The 16,826-nt window shown below is 43.9% G+C and carries 15 protein-coding genes; 11 read left to right on the plus strand and 4 right to left on the minus strand.

Annotated features, from left to right (window positions below; translation table 11 throughout):
- The first annotated feature begins 109 nt into the window (after window positions 1-109).
- A complete protein-coding gene (gene tal / locus BM135_RS01545) occupies window positions 110-1,063 on the plus strand; it encodes a transaldolase (protein ID WP_092517173.1) in 954 nt (317 codons plus the stop codon).
- Between the two features lie 115 nt (window positions 1,064-1,178).
- Entirely contained in the window at window positions 1,179-1,754 is a 576-nt protein-coding gene (gene mog, locus BM135_RS01550; protein WP_092517175.1) for a molybdopterin adenylyltransferase, read from the plus strand.
- A 641-nt stretch (window positions 1,755-2,395) separates the two neighbouring features.
- Here the strand turns inward: mog and satP are convergent.
- Window positions 2,396-2,968 carry an acetate uptake transporter gene (gene satP, locus BM135_RS01555; protein ID WP_092517177.1) on the minus strand — a complete coding sequence of 191 codons (573 nt, stop codon included), beginning with the start codon at window positions 2,966-2,968 and terminating at the stop codon, window positions 2,396-2,398.
- Between the two features lie 339 nt (window positions 2,969-3,307).
- Between satP and dnaK the strand changes: the two genes are divergently transcribed.
- Together dnaK and dnaJ are read left to right on the plus strand one after the other, a co-directional pair.
- Window positions 3,308-5,218, plus strand: a complete 1,911-nt coding sequence (dnaK, locus tag BM135_RS01560; protein ID WP_092517179.1) for a molecular chaperone DnaK — start codon at window positions 3,308-3,310, stop codon at window positions 5,216-5,218.
- 232 nt (window positions 5,219-5,450) lie between these two features.
- On the plus strand, window positions 5,451-6,578 hold the full coding sequence (gene dnaJ / locus BM135_RS01565; RefSeq protein ID WP_092517181.1) for a molecular chaperone DnaJ: 1,128 nt from the start codon (window positions 5,451-5,453) through the stop codon (window positions 6,576-6,578).
- Window positions 6,579-6,956: 378 nt separating this feature from the next.
- On the opposite strand, the gene BM135_RS01570 is transcribed toward dnaJ, so the two are convergent.
- Window positions 6,957-7,118 (minus strand): hypothetical protein, encoded by a 162-nt coding sequence (locus BM135_RS01570; protein WP_245737261.1) that lies wholly within the window; start codon window positions 7,116-7,118, stop codon window positions 6,957-6,959.
- A gap of 337 nt (window positions 7,119-7,455) precedes the next feature.
- Between BM135_RS01570 and nhaA the strand changes: the two genes are divergently transcribed.
- Window positions 7,456-8,616 (plus strand): Na+/H+ antiporter NhaA, encoded by a 1,161-nt coding sequence (gene nhaA, locus BM135_RS01575; protein WP_092517183.1) that lies wholly within the window; start codon window positions 7,456-7,458, stop codon window positions 8,614-8,616.
- 155 nt (window positions 8,617-8,771) lie between these two features.
- Window positions 8,772-9,704, plus strand: a complete 933-nt coding sequence (nhaR, locus tag BM135_RS01580; RefSeq protein WP_092517185.1) for a transcriptional activator NhaR — start codon at window positions 8,772-8,774, stop codon at window positions 9,702-9,704.
- A gap of 126 nt (window positions 9,705-9,830) precedes the next feature.
- On the opposite strand, the gene rpsT is transcribed toward nhaR, so the two are convergent.
- Window positions 9,831-10,091, minus strand: a complete 261-nt coding sequence (gene rpsT / locus BM135_RS01585) for a 30S ribosomal protein S20 (RefSeq protein WP_038269713.1) — start codon at window positions 10,089-10,091, stop codon at window positions 9,831-9,833.
- A gap of 348 nt (window positions 10,092-10,439) precedes the next feature.
- Between rpsT and ribF the strand changes: the two genes are divergently transcribed.
- The 5 genes from ribF (at window position 10,440) to ispH (ending at window position 16,470) form a co-directional block, all read left to right on the plus strand.
- Window positions 10,440-11,384, plus strand: coding sequence for a bifunctional riboflavin kinase/FAD synthetase (gene ribF, locus BM135_RS01590; protein ID WP_092517187.1), 945 nt, complete (start codon window positions 10,440-10,442; stop codon window positions 11,382-11,384).
- A 151-nt stretch (window positions 11,385-11,535) separates the two neighbouring features.
- Window positions 11,536-14,358: an isoleucine--tRNA ligase gene (gene ileS, locus BM135_RS01595; protein ID WP_092517189.1), complete on the plus strand. Its 2,823-nt coding sequence runs from the start codon at window positions 11,536-11,538 to the stop codon at window positions 14,356-14,358.
- Complete coding sequence (gene lspA, locus BM135_RS01600) at window positions 14,358-14,861, plus strand: signal peptidase II (RefSeq protein ID WP_092517191.1); 504 nt, start codon at window positions 14,358-14,360, stop codon at window positions 14,859-14,861. The genes ileS and lspA overlap by 1 nt, the downstream gene beginning before the upstream one ends.
- 204 nt (window positions 14,862-15,065) lie before the next feature.
- Window positions 15,066-15,536 (plus strand): FKBP-type peptidyl-prolyl cis-trans isomerase, encoded by a 471-nt coding sequence (gene fkpB / locus BM135_RS01605; RefSeq protein ID WP_092517193.1) that lies wholly within the window; start codon window positions 15,066-15,068, stop codon window positions 15,534-15,536.
- Window positions 15,517-16,470: a 4-hydroxy-3-methylbut-2-enyl diphosphate reductase gene (gene ispH, locus BM135_RS01610; protein WP_092517195.1), complete on the plus strand. Its 954-nt coding sequence runs from the start codon at window positions 15,517-15,519 to the stop codon at window positions 16,468-16,470. Before fkpB ends, ispH begins: the two co-directional genes overlap by 20 nt.
- Window positions 16,471-16,651: 181 nt before the next feature.
- Here the strand turns inward: ispH and BM135_RS01615 are convergent, their stop codons facing one another.
- On the minus strand, window positions 16,652-16,819 hold the full coding sequence (locus tag BM135_RS01615) for a hypothetical protein (protein ID WP_092517197.1): 168 nt from the start codon (window positions 16,817-16,819) through the stop codon (window positions 16,652-16,654).
- Window positions 16,820-16,826 lie beyond the last annotated feature (7 nt).

Consider the following 16,826-nt stretch of genomic DNA (forward strand, 5'->3'; position numbering starts at 1 on the left):
CTCAGCGATAGGATTTTCCTACCTTACAGCCGCGCTTGACCATGTTATTATCACAAGATGGCGAGGCAACGTTGCCAAAGATTTTACGTATAATGATGAGATATTAAACATGACCGATAAACTGACTTCCCTGCGTAAACTGACAACAGTAGTAGCAGATACCGGGGATATCGCGGCGATGAAACTGTATCAGCCGCAAGATGCAACCACCAACCCTTCCCTGATTTTGAATGCAGCTCAAATTCCAGAATATCGCCAACTGATTGATGAAGCCGTTGAATGGGCACGTGGTCAAAGTGATTCTCGTGAACAGCAAATTATTGATGCCGGCGATAAATTGGCTGTCAATATTGGCCTGGAAATTCTGAAACTGATCCCTGGCCGTATCTCCACTGAAGTTGATGCTCGCTTGTCTTATGACACCGAAGCCAGCGTAGCGAAAGCAAAACGCTTGATCAAACTGTACAACGAAGCGGGCATAAGCAATGATCGCATTCTGATCAAACTGGCTTCCACATGGCAGGGCATCCGTGCTGCGGAACAGCTGGAAAAAGAAGGCATCAACTGTAACCTGACCCTGCTGTTCTCCTTCGCCCAAGCCCGTGCTTGTGCAGAAGCTGGCGTCTACCTAATATCCCCATTTGTCGGTCGTATCCTTGATTGGTACAAAGCAAATGGCGACAAGAAAGAATTCGCGCCACATGAAGATCCAGGTGTGACTTCCGTTTCTGAAATTTATCAATATTACAAAGAACACGGTTATAACACTGTTGTTATGGGTGCAAGTTTCCGTAACTCTGGTGAAATTCTGGAACTGGCTGGCTGTGACCGCCTGACCATCTCTCCAGCACTGCTGAAAGAGCTGTCTGAAGCAGAAGGCGAAGTTGAGTGCAAACTGGGCTATGAAGGCGAAATCAAAGCGCGTCCAACCCCAATGACTGAAGCTGAGTTCTACTGGAACCATCACCAAGATGCAATGGCAACTGAAAAACTGGCGGAAGGTATCTGTAAGTTTGCAGTAGACCAAGGCAAACTTGAGAGCATGATCGCTGATCTGCTGTAATCTTAAACGACACGCTATTTTTTCTTATATAAAGGCGACAGAATAAGTCGCCTTTTGTTTTTCCATTTCACCATCAAGAACATTTTCTCTATTTTTGTCGTTAATTGAGGTTTGTATGAACGTATTGCGCATTGGCCTCGTGTCTGTTTCTGATCGGGCTTCCAACGGAATTTATCAGGACAAGGGGCTGCCTGCACTGAATACATGGCTCGCAAAAGCAATTACCACTCCTTTTAGTGTAGAAACCCGTCTAATTCCTGATGAGCAAATCCTGATTGAGCAAACATTATGTGAATTGGTCGATGAACTCGGATGCCATCTGGTTCTGACCACTGGAGGAACAGGGCCAGCACGCCGCGATGTCACGCCGGATGCAACGCTGGCGATTGCTGATAGAGAAATGCCCGGATTTGGCGAACAGATGCGCCAAATCAGCCTTCAATTTGTGCCAACGGCAATCCTGTCCCGACAGGTAGGAGTGATCCGCAATCAAGCGCTGATTCTGAATCTTCCCGGACAACCTAAAGCCATCGCAGAAACACTGGAAGGACTGAAAGACGAAAACGGCAAAGTGCTGGTAGCGGGAATTTTTGCCAGTGTTCCCTACTGTATCCAACTGCTGGACGGCCCTTATGTTGAAACGGATGACACTATTGTGGCTACATTCAGACCGAAAAACGCACGTCGTTAACAACCCGCATTTTTCTTTTTGTCATCAATAATTGAATACTATAAATGCCATAAATGAATATCATAAGGTTCTGAACAAGCTCAGAACCTTATGGAGTAAGAGAGCTTATAGATAAAAGATAAAACTATTCACTCAATTCGCTCAAACTACAGCCATTGGTTTCAATCACCTGCTTATACCAATAAAAACTATTCTTGCGGCGTCATTCTAACTAACGTTCCTGTCCCCTGCTCATTTTGAGCAACATAGATATAACCGTAGCGTTTGGTTATCTTATTTACTTTTTTGTCAGCTCGATTTTTAAACGATACAAATGTGATTATGATCGCTAGATATTTATTAATTTCCTATTAGAGAAGAATGTTAGATTAAGAAGCCAGTAGCACAGACTTCTGACAGCGTAAAACTGTATTTAACCGCGCTGTTTTTTACATTATTTTCTTGTTGGATAACTGTCGATAGATTTCCTCTGCTTACCGACAGAAGATACTTTTTGGCATGATTTTAAAAAAGCATTTACCTGCGGAAAAAATCTATATGAAATCTATATGAAAAAAAGATGGGAAATTAAAGAGGCATGGTTAATGCTCTCATGATCAAGCACAGGATGAGCATTAATCACTCATCCTGTCTAAAAATGGTTAAGCTTGTTTCACTTCACCGATTGGCAGAACCGTACGACCATATTGTTCATTCAGAACTTCAGCCATTGCCAGATAAAAAGCACTCGCACCACAGACAATGCCTTCAAAACCCGCAAAGGTCAAAATGCTGGCATTGCCTGTGATATTGCCAATTGCCAGCAATGCAAACAGCAGCGTCAGGCTGCCAAATACAAATTGCAGGACACGGTTGGCTTTCAACGTACCAAAGAACATGAACAGGGTGAAAATTCCCCACAGGGCTAGATAAACACCAAGGAACTCATGGCCGGTTTTTTCGGCCAAATCCATCATTGGCAGAAACAGTAAGGCAATCAGGCTCAACCAGAACATACCGTAAGAGGTAAATGCGGTTGCAGCAAAAGTATTCCCTTTTTTATACTCAAAGATACCGGCCAGCACCTGAGCCAAACCACCATAAAAAATTCCCATGCTCAAAATAACTGATGCCAATGGGAAAAAACCTGCGTTGTGCAAATTCAACAAAATGGTTGTCATGCCAAAACCCATTAAACCCAATGGGCCTGGGTTAGCCAATTTATTAGAGTGCATAATTCCCCTAGAAAATACAAAATATTAAAAAGTTATCATGGCGCTTTCCCGCACCAAGAAACCATAAAAGGCGGCGAATCATAATGTGATGGCATCAACTACACAATGGCCTTGGAAAAATTTTTTTATTAAATCTCAATTTTTTTTCAATCGGCCCCTTGATGATGAGATGAATGACCCCATCTAAGTCTCAACTACAGTTACTACTGAATATTTCAGCATTAGCTGAAAAATAAAATGAGGAATTTCTGGCAAACAGAGCCATTGAAAAGAAAACATTCGTCCTCATATAGCTTAGTAACTTGACCGAATATATGAATTCTTTGTGGAGGCGTTTAGATGGGTAAAATTATTGGTATCGACTTGGGAACTACCAACTCTTGTGTAGCAATTATGGACGGCACAACTGCTCGTGTGCTTGAAAACAGCGAAGGTGACCGTACCACACCTTCCATCATCGCATATACTCAGGATGGTGAAACTCTGGTTGGTCAACCAGCTAAACGTCAGGCTGTTACTAACCCGCAAAATACTCTGTTCGCCATCAAGCGTTTGATCGGCCGTCGTTTTCAGGACGAAGAAGTACAGCGTGACGAATCCATCATGCCATACAAAATCATGGCGGCGGATAATGGCGATGCATGGCTGGAAGTGAAAGGCCAGAAAATAGCACCACCTCAGATCTCTGCTGAGGTTCTGAAAAAAATGAAGAAAACAGCAGAAGATTATCTGGGTGAACCAATAACCGAAGCGGTTATCACCGTTCCTGCATACTTCAACGATGCACAGCGTCAGGCAACTAAAGACGCTGGTCGTATCGCAGGCCTGGAAGTTAAGCGTATCATCAACGAACCAACCGCTGCTGCTCTGGCTTACGGCCTGGACAAAGAAGTGGGCAACCGCACCATCGCGGTTTATGATCTGGGTGGCGGTACTTTCGATATTTCTATCATCGAAATCGATGAAGTTGATGGCGAAAAAACTTATGAAGTTCTGGCAACCAATGGTGATACTCACTTGGGTGGTGAAGACTTCGACAGCCGCATGATCAACTATCTGGTTGATGAGTTCAAGAAAGAACAAGGCATCGACTTGCGCAATGATCCACTGGCTATGCAGCGTCTGAAAGAAGCGGCAGAAAAAGCGAAAATCGAGCTTTCTTCTGCACAACAGACTGACGTGAATCTGCCATACATCACAGCAGATGCAACCGGTCCTAAGCACATGAACATTAAAGTAACTCGTGCAAAACTGGAATCTCTGGTTGAAGACTTGGTTAAACGTTCTATCGAGCCTCTGAAAGTCGCACTGAATGACGCAGGTCTGTCTGTATCTGACGTTCAGGACGTTATTCTGGTTGGCGGTCAGACTCGTATGCCAATGGTGCAGAAAGCAGTTTCAGATTTCTTCGGCAAAGAGCCACGTAAAGACGTGAACCCAGACGAAGCAGTTGCAATGGGTGCAGCAGTTCAGGGCGGTGTATTGGCAGGTGACGTGAAAGACGTTCTGCTGCTGGACGTGACTCCACTGTCTCTGGGTATCGAAACTATGGGCGGCGTGATGACTTCCCTTATTACCAAGAACACCACTATCCCAACCAAGCATAGCCAAGTGTTCTCTACAGCGGAAGATAACCAATCTGCGGTAACTATCCACGTACTGCAAGGTGAGCGTAAGCGTTCCAGCGATAACAAATCTCTGGGTCAGTTCAACCTGGATGGTATTCAGCCAGCGATGCGTGGAACTCCACAGATCGAAGTTACTTTCGACATTGATGCTGACGGCATCCTGCACGTTTCTGCGAAAGACAAAAACTCTGGTCGTGAACAAAACATCACCATTAAGGCATCTTCTGGTCTGAATGAAGAAGAAATTCAGCAGATGGTACGTGACGCTGAAGCAAATGCTGAAGCTGACCGTAAGTTTGAAGAACTGGTTCAGATTCGTAACCAAGCTGATCAACTGGTTCACGGTACTCGCAAGCAAGTTGAAGAAGCCGGTGACAAACTGACTGCTGACGATAAAGCTGCAATCGAGAAAGCAACTTCTGAGCTGGAAACTGCTGCGAAGAGCGAAGACAAAGCTGAAATCGAAGCGAAGATCCAAGCTCTGGTTGAAGCATCCAAGAAATTGCTGGAAATCGCACAGCAACAAGCTCAAGCAGGCGCTACCGATGCTGATGCAAGTAACGCGAAGAAAGAAGACGACGTTGTAGACGCTGAATTCGAAGAAGTTAAAGACAAAAAATAATAGCCCTTAAGCCCAATAGATTTCGAGTTATATTAAGACGGTAAGCGTTTGAATCCCAGTCACATACATAGATAGCTATGTGACTGGGATGAATGAGCGAAACCAACAAAGAGGCAACTTGAAAGATGAAGGGAATAGCGGGCAAAGTAACAGATATCCTGTTACTTGTTAACTGTACGGGCGTTTGAGGTGACTCTGCGCCCGTGCGTGCGTGTTAAGGGTAAACAATACGATGGCAAAAGAAGATTATTACGAAGTTTTGGGAGTTTCCAAAACCGCAGACGAAAAAGAGATCAAAAAAGCCTATAAACGACTGGCAATGAAATATCATCCTGATCGTAATCAGGGTGATAAAGATGCAGAAAGTAAATTCAAAGAAATTAAAGAAGCGTATGAGATCCTGACGGATTCTCAGAAACGTGCCGCTTATGATCAATATGGTCACGCTGCCTTTGAACATGGTGGTATGGGTGGTGGCGCAGGTGGCGGAGCTGACTTTAGCGATATCTTTGGTGACGTTTTCGGAGATATTTTCGGTGGTGGCCGTCGTCAGCAGCGTCCTAGCCGTGGCTCAGACCTGCGTTACAGCATGGAATTAACCCTGGAAGAAGCTGTCCGTGGTGTGACCAAAGAGATCCGTATTCCAACACTGGAATCTTGTGATACCTGTCATGGCAGCGGAGCCAAGGCGGGCACCAGCCCACAAACTTGCCCGACCTGTCACGGAGCAGGCCAAGTACAGATGCGTCAAGGGTTCTTCGCCGTTCAGCAGCCTTGCCCTCAGTGTCATGGACGCGGAAACGTCATCAAAGAGCCTTGTGGTAAATGTCATGGACATGGTCGCGTTGAAAAATACAAAACTCTGTCTGTCAAAATTCCGGCCGGTGTCGATACCGGTGATCGCATTCGCTTGAGTGGCGAAGGTGAAGCAGGTGAACACGGTGCACCAGCAGGTGATTTGTACGTTCAAGTTCAAGTCAAGGCTCACCATATCTTCGAACGCGATGGCAGCAACCTTTACTGTGAAGTTCCAATTAACTTTGCAACAGCAGCATTGGGTGGCGAAATTGAAGTTCCGACCCTTGATGGTCGCGTCAGCCTGAAAATCCCTGCGGAAACCCAGACCAGCAAACTATTCCGCATGAAAAGTAAAGGTGTTAAATCCGTCCGTGGCGGTGTTCAAGGCGACCTGATGTGCCGTGTCGTGGTAGAAACACCGGTTAAGTTGAATGAAGAGCAAAAAGAACTAATGCGTAAACTGGGTGAATCTTTTGGCGGAAAAAGCGGGGAAACCAATAGCCCTCGTTCCAAAAGTTTCCTTGATGGCGTGAAAAAATTTTTTGATGATTTAACAAAGTAATTTAATACCTTGAAAAATATCTAATAATAATTCCTCCTGATCATTTTTTAGTTTATTGATTTTCAGGGGGATTTTTTATTTATTAATTTTCTTAAAGATTATTTAATTAATGTTGCATATTATTTAAAAAGAGCAAAAAATATCATTTTAAAATATCCACATACAAATAATATGAGTTACAGGAAAATCCGGGTTATCCTTTATATAAAAATACATTTGATATGATGAATAATAGTTCAAAAATAGTATCAGATCAGGCTATTACAAAGCCTGATGGTACGGTTGTAATTAGTAATTCAAAATTTGAATATGCCAACCAATAAAATTACTCAAAACGAATTGGAATCTCCAGGTTTTTATTTATTACTTGGAGATCCATTACCCTAATTTAGTACTAATAATCCTAATGATAATCACAACACAAGCCAATAATCGCATTTTGCTAAACGGTTCCTGCAAAATAAAAACCGACAACAGCATTGCAAACAGCACGTTGGTTTCACGCAATGCCGCAACCATTACAATTGGGGCATGGCTCATCACTCAACATGCCGACAAAAAAACGATGATTGATATACCCAAAAATCTATCAGCACTGATTTTGACTAAAACGTTCCAACTGGCATGCAGCAGGGCAGCACCGAGAACAGATAATAATAGGAATGTTGTCATGAGATACTTTAATCAATTGTTAATAAATAGCTGATAAAAGCAGCTTTTGATTCTGATTGCAATGTACTCATCCCCGAAAAAATGTTAATTTCATCATGTTATAGTTCGCATATGACGAACAATATCACACAAATAATCTGCTTTTTCCGATGTAATGACTATCATAACATTATTATCCTAATCAAACTCATAGGCTAATTTATCCATGACTGCAATTATTCGCCAATTTTTGAAATTAGAGGCAGCAGGAGGAATCCTTCTCATTATTGCAGCAATTGTTGCGCTGGTTATGGCGAATACGCCATTGCAGGGTATTTATCATCAAGTTCTTAACCTTCCTGTTGCCATACAATTCGCAGCATTGGAAATCAACAAGCCATTATTACTCTGGATAAATGATGGGTTAATGGCGGTATTTTTCCTGATTGTCGGGCTGGAAGTAAAACGGGAACTCATGGAAGGCTCGCTGGCTGGCCGTGACAAGGCAATTTTTCCAGCCATTGCAGCGCTTGGAGGTATGTTGGCTCCTGCATTGATCTATCTGCTGTTTAATGGCAGTGATGAGATCACACGACAAGGTTGGGCAATTCCCGCAGCAACAGATATTGCTTTTGCACTTGGGATCATGGCCTTGCTGGGGAAACGCGTCCCCACCGCATTGAAAGTATTTTTGCTTACACTGGCGACCATTGATGATCTGGGTGTAATTATCATTATCGCTTTGTTCTATACCAAAACGGTGTCTTTGGGAGCATTAAGTCTGGCTGCTGCCATGATTACGCTACTGGTCTGGATGAATAGGAAAGGAATAACTAAAACATCTGCTTATCTGGTTGTTGGTGTTGTTTTATGGGTATGTATATTGAAATCGGGTATTCACGCCACGTTAGCTGGTGTTATCGTTGGATTCTTGATACCGCTTCGCAACAAAAAAGGCGAATCACCTTCTGAATCACTGGAACATGAATTGCATTCATGGGTAGTTTATTTAATTCTGCCACTGTTTGCTTTTGCTAATGCTGGCATTTCATTACAGGGCGTCACACTAAATGGCTTAACAAGTGTGCTGCCTATGGGCATTGCACTTGGTCTATTTATTGGCAAGCCATTGGGTATTTTCCTGTTTAGCTGGATTTCAATAAAACTGGGAATAGCTAAACTGCCGGAAAAAATCCGCATGGGACAAATTTTCGCGGTTTCCGTACTGTGTGGGATCGGTTTTACCATGTCTATCTTTATTTCGGGTCTGGCATTTGAAAGTTTAAATGACGACTCCAGTACCTACTCCCGCTTAGGAATATTGATTGGCTCTACAACCGCATCTGTCGCTGGTTATGGATTATTAAGGGCATTATTACCGAAGTAATTCATCCTCTTTCATATTCGTGGCAAAACATTTATAGCTGCTATGCCACGAATATTTCGTATCAATAGAAAAATAGGAAAACGCCATAATATGGCTACCTGAAATGTATGGTTACGGCTGTTATACAGGCGTGAGACATACACAAGGATAAATATATGCAGGTTTCACATTTAAATTTTAACCATCTCTATTATTTTTGGCATGTTTGCAAAGAAGGCTCTGTTGTGGGTGCAGCAGAAGCACTATATCTGACACCCCAAACCATTACAGGGCAGATAAAAGCGTTGGAAGAGCGTCTGAATGGGAAATTATTCAAGCGCCAAGGAAGAGGCTTAGTGCCCTCAGAACTGGGGCAATTGATTTTCCGCTATGCGGATAAAATGTTTACACTTAGTCAGGAAATGCTGGACATCGTTACTTACAGCCGAGAATCAAACCTGCTGTTTGATGTAGGAGTCGCTGATGCACTATCCAAACGTTTGGTCAGCAAGGTACTGGAAACTACCGTTGTGGAGCATGAAAAAATCCACTTGCGTTGTTTTGAATCGACACATGAAATGCTGCTTGAGCAACTTAGCCAACATAAACTGGATATGATCCTCTCTGATTGTCCAGTAGATTCTTCTCAACAGGAAGGCTTATTTTCCGTGAAATTGGGGGAATGCAATATTAGTTTTTATTGCCGCCAGCCGATCCCAGAAAAGTCCTTTCCTGAATGTTTGGAAGAGCGCCGCTTATTGATTCCTGGTCGCCGCTCCATGCTGGGCAGAAAGCTCCTGACATGGATACGTAATAAAAACCTTCAAGTTGAAGTGTTGGGTGAATTTGATGATGCTGCTTTGATGAAAGCATTTGGTATGTATCACAATGCCATTTTCATTGCGCCTTCTTTCTATGCCAATGATATTTTCGCAGATAGTGATATTATTGAGATAGGTCGATTGGATGCTGTACAGGAAGAATATTATGTCATCTTTGCAGAGCGTATGATTCAGCATCCGGCAGTCCAGCGAGTATGTAACAAAGACTTTTCTGCTTTATTCAGTTCTCCACCCAAAAGTCGCCCTGAAAAATCTTTAAAACTGTGACGTAAGAACCGTAATTTTAAAGTCATTACCTTAAAATCAGCATTTCAAAACTGACAGATACAAAAAAACCGGCTTAAAGCCGGTTTTTTTAGCACTATCAATTTTTAGCACCATCAAAACAAATGATTACATTGCTTTGATTTGCGCAGCCAAAGCAGATTTATGACGTGCTGCTTTGTTTTTGTGGATCAGACCCTTACAGGCGTGACGATCAACAATTGGTTGCATGTCATTGAATGCTTTCTGTGCAGCTTCTTTATCGCCAGTAGCGATAGCCGCGTATACTTTCTTGATAAAAGTACGCACCATAGAACGACGGCTTGCGTTGTGCTGACGGCGTTTCTCAGACTGTACGGCGCGTTTCTTAGCTGATTTGATATTAGCCAAGGTCCAACTCCCAAATATATTCTATCGAGGACAATTCAAAGGCCGAGGAATATGCCTGTTCAGCCTTCTTTTGTCAATGGATTTGTGCAAATAAACGTCGTTGTACGACGACGCTGCTTACGTTGTGATGGGGCGGGATTTTATCAGCTTACTGAGAGGGAATACAGTCCTTCACAATAAAAAACTGAATGAATCACAGAGAAATGCAATAAATTAAATATTTTTCGGGCATCTAGCCTATTTTTATTGTATGAATCAGGTTATTAATTAAAACCCTTTGTGATCGTGGGTTAACCTTGAGCTTTGTACAAGGTATAATCCGACAATTTCCACGGTATTGAGCCAGCTATGGAGCTAATTCGCGGTATACACAATATCCGGGCGCGTCACCATGGTTGCGTGCTGACGATTGGTAATTTTGATGGTGTCCATCGCGGGCATCAGGCTTTACTAAAACACTTGAAGCAAGAAGGGCAGCGTCTCGGATTACCGACGATGGTCATGATTTTCGAACCGCAGCCTCTGGAAGTTTTTGCTACAGATAAAGCGCCAGCCCGCCTGACAAGGCTGAGAGATAAAATAAAGTATCTAGCCCAAAATGACGTTGATTATCTGTTATGTGTGAAATTTGACAAATATTTTGCAGCTAACTCACCTGAAGCTTTTGTTTCACAGTTGCTCGTTAAGAAACTGGGTGTTAAGTTTCTGGCAATAGGCGATGATTTCCGTTTTGGCAAAAATCGCCTCGGAAATTTCCACTATTTGCAGCAAGCAGGTAAACAATACAATTTTGATGTCGCCAGCACAGACAGTTTTTGTGATAGCGGTCTTAGGATCAGCAGTACAGCCATTCGTCAAGCACTGCAAGATGATGACTTGGCTTGGGCCGAAATATTACTGGGGCATCCTTACAGCATAAGTGGCAGAGTCGTTCACGGTAAACAATTAGGGCGCACGATCGGCTTTCCCACAGCCAACTTACCGTTGAAACGTTTAGTTACACCTGTTAACGGTGTTTATGCTGTTGAAGTCTATGGATTGGGCGATAACCCCCTACCAGGCGTTGCGAATATAGGCAATCGCCCCACAGTTGCAGGTAAGGGCCAGCAACTTGAAGTGCATTTGATTGATACCCAAATGGATCTGTATGGGCGTCATATTGATGTGGTATTACGAAAAAAATTGCGTAACGAGCAGCGATTTGCTTCACTTGATGCGCTTAAACAGCAAATCGCAAATGATGTGATTGCTGCAAGGAACTATCTCCTGCAGCTATCCGAGTCATGTATCTAATATCTAATAGGTTTCAAGTTGTAGCGCACGGCAAGTAAACTAATCCTCAAGAACATAGTCCACTATGTGACTGGAGTGAGAGAACACAGCCAACAAAGTAGCAACTAGAAAGACGAAGGATATAGCGGAAAATTGGAACTGAGAATCTATAATGAGTGACTACAAAGACACCCTGAATTTACCGGAAACAGGGTTCCCTATGCGCGGGGATTTAGCCAAGCGCGAACCAGATATGTTGAAACGTTGGTACAAAGAAGGTTTGTATCAGGCGATTAGAAAAGCAAAATCTGGCAAAAAAACGTTTATTTTGCATGATGGCCCTCCATATGCAAACGGCGATATTCATATTGGTCACTCAGTTAATAAAATTCTCAAAGATATTGTCGTTAAGTTCAAAGGGCTATCAGGCTTCGATTCGCCTTATATTCCAGGTTGGGACTGCCACGGTTTGCCTATTGAGCTCAAGGTTGAGCAAATTATCGGTAAGCCGGGGGAAAAATTTTCCGCCGCTGAATTCCGTGCTGAGTGCCGCAAATATGCCATGACTCAGGTCGAAGCACAAAAAGCGGGCTTCAAGCGCTTGGGCGTACTGGGTGATTGGGATAAACCTTACCTGACCATGGACTTCAAAACTGAAGCAGAAATCATTCGGGCGCTGGGCCGCATTATCAAAAATGGGCATTTGCTGAAAGGCGTAAAACCTGTTCACTGGTGTACTGATTGTGGTTCCTCTCTTGCTGAAGCAGAAGTTGAATACTACGATAAAACCTCCCCTTCCATTGACGTACGCTTCGTTGCCGTTGATGCTGATGCCATATACGCCAAATTTGGCGCACAGCACCTCAGCCTGCCTGTTTCTCTGGTTATCTGGACAACCACACCGTGGACATTACCAGCTAACCGAGCGATTTCACTGAATGCTGACATTACGTATCAGTTGGTTAAAGTTGAAAAAGTTGAAGATGAATGTCTGATTCTGGCAGCGGAATTGGTTGAATCCGTCATGCAACGTGCAGGCATTACTTCATGGGAAGTCGTCAGTGATTGCACGGGCGCAGATCTGGAACTGCTACGCTTCAAGCATCCATTCATGGGCTGTGATGTTCCTGCCATTCTAGGCGATCATGTTACGCTTGAAGCAGGTACAGGTGCGGTGCATACCGCTGGCGGCCACGGCCCTGATGACTACAGCATCAGCCTGAAATACAATCTTGAAATCGCCAATCCTGTTGGCCCGAATGGTTGTTATATCTCTGGCACTTATCCTTCACTGGATGGTCAGTTTGTTTTCAAAGCGAACGATATCATCGTTGAACGGCTGAAAGAAAAAGGCGCATTACTGAGTCTGGCAAAAATCCAGCACAGCTACCCTTGCTGCTGGCGCCACAAAAAACCAATCATCTTCCGTGCAACACCTCAATGGTTCATCAGCATGGACAAAAATGGTTTGCGTGAACAATCTCTGAAAGAGATCAAAGACGTTCAATGGATCCCAGGCTGGGGACAAGCGCGTATCGAATCCATGGTAGAAAACCGTCCGGATTGGTGTATCTCCCGCCAGCGTACATGGGGTGTACCAATGTCGCTGTTTATTCATAAAGAGACACAAGAGCCACACCCACGTACCGTTGAATTGATTGAAGAAGTTGCCAAGCGCGTTGAAGTGGATGGTATTCAGGCATGGTGGGATCTGGACGCAGTAGAACTGTTGGGTGATGAGGCCGCTGATTACACCAAAGCGCCGGATACGCTGGACGTCTGGTTTGATTCAGGAAGCACCCACTCTTCTGTTGTCGATGCTCGTCCGGAATTCCACGGCAATTCAGCCGATATCTATCTGGAAGGCTCTGACCAGCACCGCGGCTGGTTCATGTCCTCACTGATGCTATCCACTGCGATCAAAGGCAAAGCCCCTTACCGTCAGGTGCTGACTCATGGTTTCACCGTTGATGAGCAAGGACGTAAGATGTCCAAATCCATCGGCAATACCGTCAGTCCACAGGATGTGATGAACAAACTGGGAGCCGATATCCTGCGTTTATGGGTAGCATCCACCGATTACAGCGGTGAAATCGCTGTTTCTGACGAGATCCTGAAACGCTCTTCTGATGCTTACCGCCGTATCCGCAATACCGCCCGCTTCCTGCTGGCAAACCTGAATGGCTTCAACCCAGAAGAGCACATGGTAAAAGCAGAAGATATGGTCGTTCTGGATCGTTGGGCTGTAAGCTGCGCTCAGGCAGCACAGGCAGATATTCTCAAATACTATGACGAATATGATTTCCACTCCGTAGTTCAACGCTTGATGCAATTTTGTTCTGTGGAAATGGGTTCGTTCTATCTGGATATCATCAAAGATCGCCAGTACACCGCGAAAAATGACAGCCTTGCTCGTCGTAGCTGCCAAACGGCATTGTTCCATATCTCAGAAGCACTAGTTCGCTGGATGACACCGATTCTGTCGTTCACTGCTGATGAAGTTTGGAATGAACTACCGGGTAAACGTACTCAATATGTCTTTACCGAAGAGTGGTATGAAGGACTGTTTGGTTTGGCAGATGGCGAAGATATGAACGATATTTTCTGGGCTGATCTGTTGGCAGTACGTGGCGAAGTGAACAAAGTTCTGGAACAGGCTCGTGCTGACAAACATATCCGCAGTTCTCTGGAAGCGGCTGTCACGCTCTATGCAGATGAAGCATTAGCAGAAAAACTCAGCAAACTGTCTGATGAACTACGTTTTGTTCTGCTGACCTCTCAGACTGAAGTTGCAGATTATGCAACCGCCGACGAGAATGCGCAGCAAAGCGAACTTGCTGGCCTGAAAGTGGCCTTCCGCAAAGCAGACGGAGAAAAATGTCCACGTTGCTGGCACTATGCTAAAAATGTGGGTCTGGTGGCGGAGCATGCAGGACTTTGTGGCCGCTGTGTGACTAACGTTGCCGGTAACGGTGAAGAGCGTAAATTTGCCTGATGAATAAACCCATTTGTTCCACCGGACTTCGCTGGCTTTGGCTGGTTGTTGTGGTATTAATACTGGATTTGGGAAGTAAGTACTTAGTGTTGCAGCATTTCACGCTGCACGAATCCATTCCACTGATACCATATTTCAACCTGACTTATGCCCAGAATTTAGGGGCAGCTTTCAGTTTTCTGGCCGATAAGGGCGGCTGGCAGCGCTGGTTCTTTGCATTGGTGGCAATTGCCATTACGGTTGTATTGCTGGTGTTAATGTATCATTCCAACGCTAGGCAGAAACTGAGCAATATTGCCTACTCCTTAGTGATTGGTGGGGCATTGGGAAACTTGTTCGATAGGCTGGTGCATGGCTTTGTTGTTGATTTCATCGATTTTTACGTCGGGGAATGGCACTGGCCTACCTTTAATATTGCAGATTCGGCAATTTGCATCGGGGCTGTTCTCATTATTATAGAGAGCTTTATCACCCCTGATGACAAAAACAAGAAAGTGGCCTAGAAAGCATAATTCATTAAAATAAATACTTATTGATATAAATAGTTATTGAAAGAATGATAATAAATCAGCCCCAGTTTTGTGAGCTGGGGCTGAAAACTTCATCTATACCCAATAAATTTCAAGTGGTAGCGCAGGCAACAAAACAAAAACTTGGAAGATGAAAGGTATACTTGCAATCGTTTTTAAGTAAAAGGTTTGAGCAACATGTCAATGCAGGTGCAAGCGCACAGTGCAGTTTTGTTACATTTCACATTAAAGCTGGATGATGGCTCTACGGCAGACTCGACTTACAGTCAAGGCAAGCCCGCTTTATTCCGCCTTGGTGATGGAAGTCTCTCTGCCCCACTGGAACAACAACTTCTTGGTTTGAAAGTCGGTGATAAACACCAATTTACTTTGGCTGGAGAAACCATTTTTGGCAAACACAACCCTGATTTAGTTCAATACTTCACTCCTCGTGATTTTTCCGATGCCGGTATCCCAGAAGTAGGAACCATCATGTTATTCACAGCCATGAACAGCAATGAAATGCCGGGGCTTGTCAAAGAAGTAGCTGAAGGTTCCATTACTGTTGATTTTAACCATCCACTGGCTGACCAAAACATCACTTTTGAGATTGAAGTGTTGGAAATTGACCCTCAGTTGGAGGAAACCCATGCAAATATTGCTGGCTAACCCTCGTGGTTTCTGTGCTGGTGTTGATCGCGCCATCAGCATCGTAGAACGAGCACTGGAGTTGTACGGCGCTCCTATTTATGTCCGCCATGAAGTAGTACATAATCGCTATGTTGTTGACGATCTCAGAAATCGTGGCGCTATTTTCATTGAAGAAATTTCAGAAGTTCCTGATGGCGCTATTCTGATCTTCTCCGCTCATGGTGTTTCCCAAGCCATTCGTGCCGAAGCCCGCTCCCGTGATTTAACCATGCTGTTTGATGCAACCTGTCCACTGGTCACCAAAGTACATATGGAAGTAGCAAGGGCGAGCCGCAAAGGTAAAGAAGCAATTTTAATCGGACATGCCGGCCATCCTGAAGTAGAAGGCACGATGGGACAATATAATAACCCCAACGGCGGCATGTATCTGGTGGAGTCACCGGAAGATGTATGGAAACTGCAAGTCAAGGATGAAAATAACCTCTGCTTTATGACACAGACAACACTTTCTGTTGATGACACCTCAGAAGTGATTGATGCACTTAATGCAAGGTTCCCCAATATTATCGGCCCACGTAAAGATGATATCTGCTATGCCACGACCAACCGCCAAGAAGCGGTTCGTGATCTGGCTTCAGGAGCTGATGTTGTTTTAGTTGTAGGTTCTAAAAACTCATCAAACTCAAATCGTTTGGCCGAACTTGCACAACGCGTCGGGAAACCGGCTTACTTGATTGATTCCGCTGAAGATATCGAAGAAGAATGGATTACTGGTGTGAGCGCAGTGGGCGTAACGGCGGGTGCATCTGCGCCTGATATTTTGGTACAGCAGGTTATTGAACGTTTAAAAGCTTTCGGTGCAGAAACAGTTAACGAACTGCATGGTCGAGAAGAAAACATTGTTTTCGAAGTACCAAAAGAGCTGCGTGTTGAAGTGAAAGAGATTGATTAATTTCAGATTAGCTTAAAAACAGTAGTTTCAGAATCATGAAATTCAAACTCGGCTTTTTCGGGTTGGAAGGCGTAAGCATTAATCCCGACACGATTTCTAACAAAAAGCCGAGTATATTACGGCGTCTGAATATCCAGTTAACACCCTCATTCCTTATGGGTAAATTTATTATGGAAATAAATTACGATGAAAATACTACATCATATTGTACCGATAGATTGCCTTTCCTTTCTCTTATAGCCTGTGTCTTAATTCCTTGAATTTGCCCTAATGAACTTACATGTGTTCCTCCACAAGGATAAGGTATAAATTCACCAAAACCGACTTCCCTGATCCCATCACCATGCATAGTAATT

This window comes from Xenorhabdus japonica (assembly GCF_900115195.1).
GTDB classification, from domain to species: domain Bacteria; phylum Pseudomonadota; class Gammaproteobacteria; order Enterobacterales; family Enterobacteriaceae; genus Xenorhabdus; species Xenorhabdus japonica.

Bases quoted from the DNA above. Each gene is read 5' to 3' on its own strand.
- tal (WP_092517173.1), top strand. From the start codon at position 110: ATGACCGATAAACTGACTTCCCTGCGTAAACTGACAACAGTAGTAGCA.
- mog (WP_092517175.1), top strand. From the start codon at position 1,179: ATGAACGTATTGCGCATTGGCCTCGTGTCTGTTTCTGATCGGGCTTCC.
- satP (WP_092517177.1), bottom strand. From the start codon at position 2,968: ATGCACTCTAATAAATTGGCTAACCCAGGCCCATTGGGTTTAATGGGT.
- dnaK (WP_092517179.1), top strand. From the start codon at position 3,308: ATGGGTAAAATTATTGGTATCGACTTGGGAACTACCAACTCTTGTGTA.
- dnaJ (WP_092517181.1), top strand. From the start codon at position 5,451: ATGGCAAAAGAAGATTATTACGAAGTTTTGGGAGTTTCCAAAACCGCA.
- BM135_RS01570 (WP_245737261.1), bottom strand. From the start codon at position 7,118: ATGAGCCATGCCCCAATTGTAATGGTTGCGGCATTGCGTGAAACCAAC.
- nhaA (WP_092517183.1), top strand. From the start codon at position 7,456: ATGACTGCAATTATTCGCCAATTTTTGAAATTAGAGGCAGCAGGAGGA.
- nhaR (WP_092517185.1), top strand. From the start codon at position 8,772: ATGCAGGTTTCACATTTAAATTTTAACCATCTCTATTATTTTTGGCAT.
- ribF (WP_092517187.1), top strand. From the start codon at position 10,440: ATGGAGCTAATTCGCGGTATACACAATATCCGGGCGCGTCACCATGGT.
- ileS (WP_092517189.1), top strand. From the start codon at position 11,536: ATGAGTGACTACAAAGACACCCTGAATTTACCGGAAACAGGGTTCCCT.
- lspA (WP_092517191.1), top strand. From the start codon at position 14,358: ATGAATAAACCCATTTGTTCCACCGGACTTCGCTGGCTTTGGCTGGTT.
- fkpB (WP_092517193.1), top strand. From the start codon at position 15,066: ATGTCAATGCAGGTGCAAGCGCACAGTGCAGTTTTGTTACATTTCACA.
- ispH (WP_092517195.1), top strand. From the start codon at position 15,517: ATGCAAATATTGCTGGCTAACCCTCGTGGTTTCTGTGCTGGTGTTGAT.
- BM135_RS01615 (WP_092517197.1), bottom strand. From the start codon at position 16,819: ATGCATGGTGATGGGATCAGGGAAGTCGGTTTTGGTGAATTTATACCT.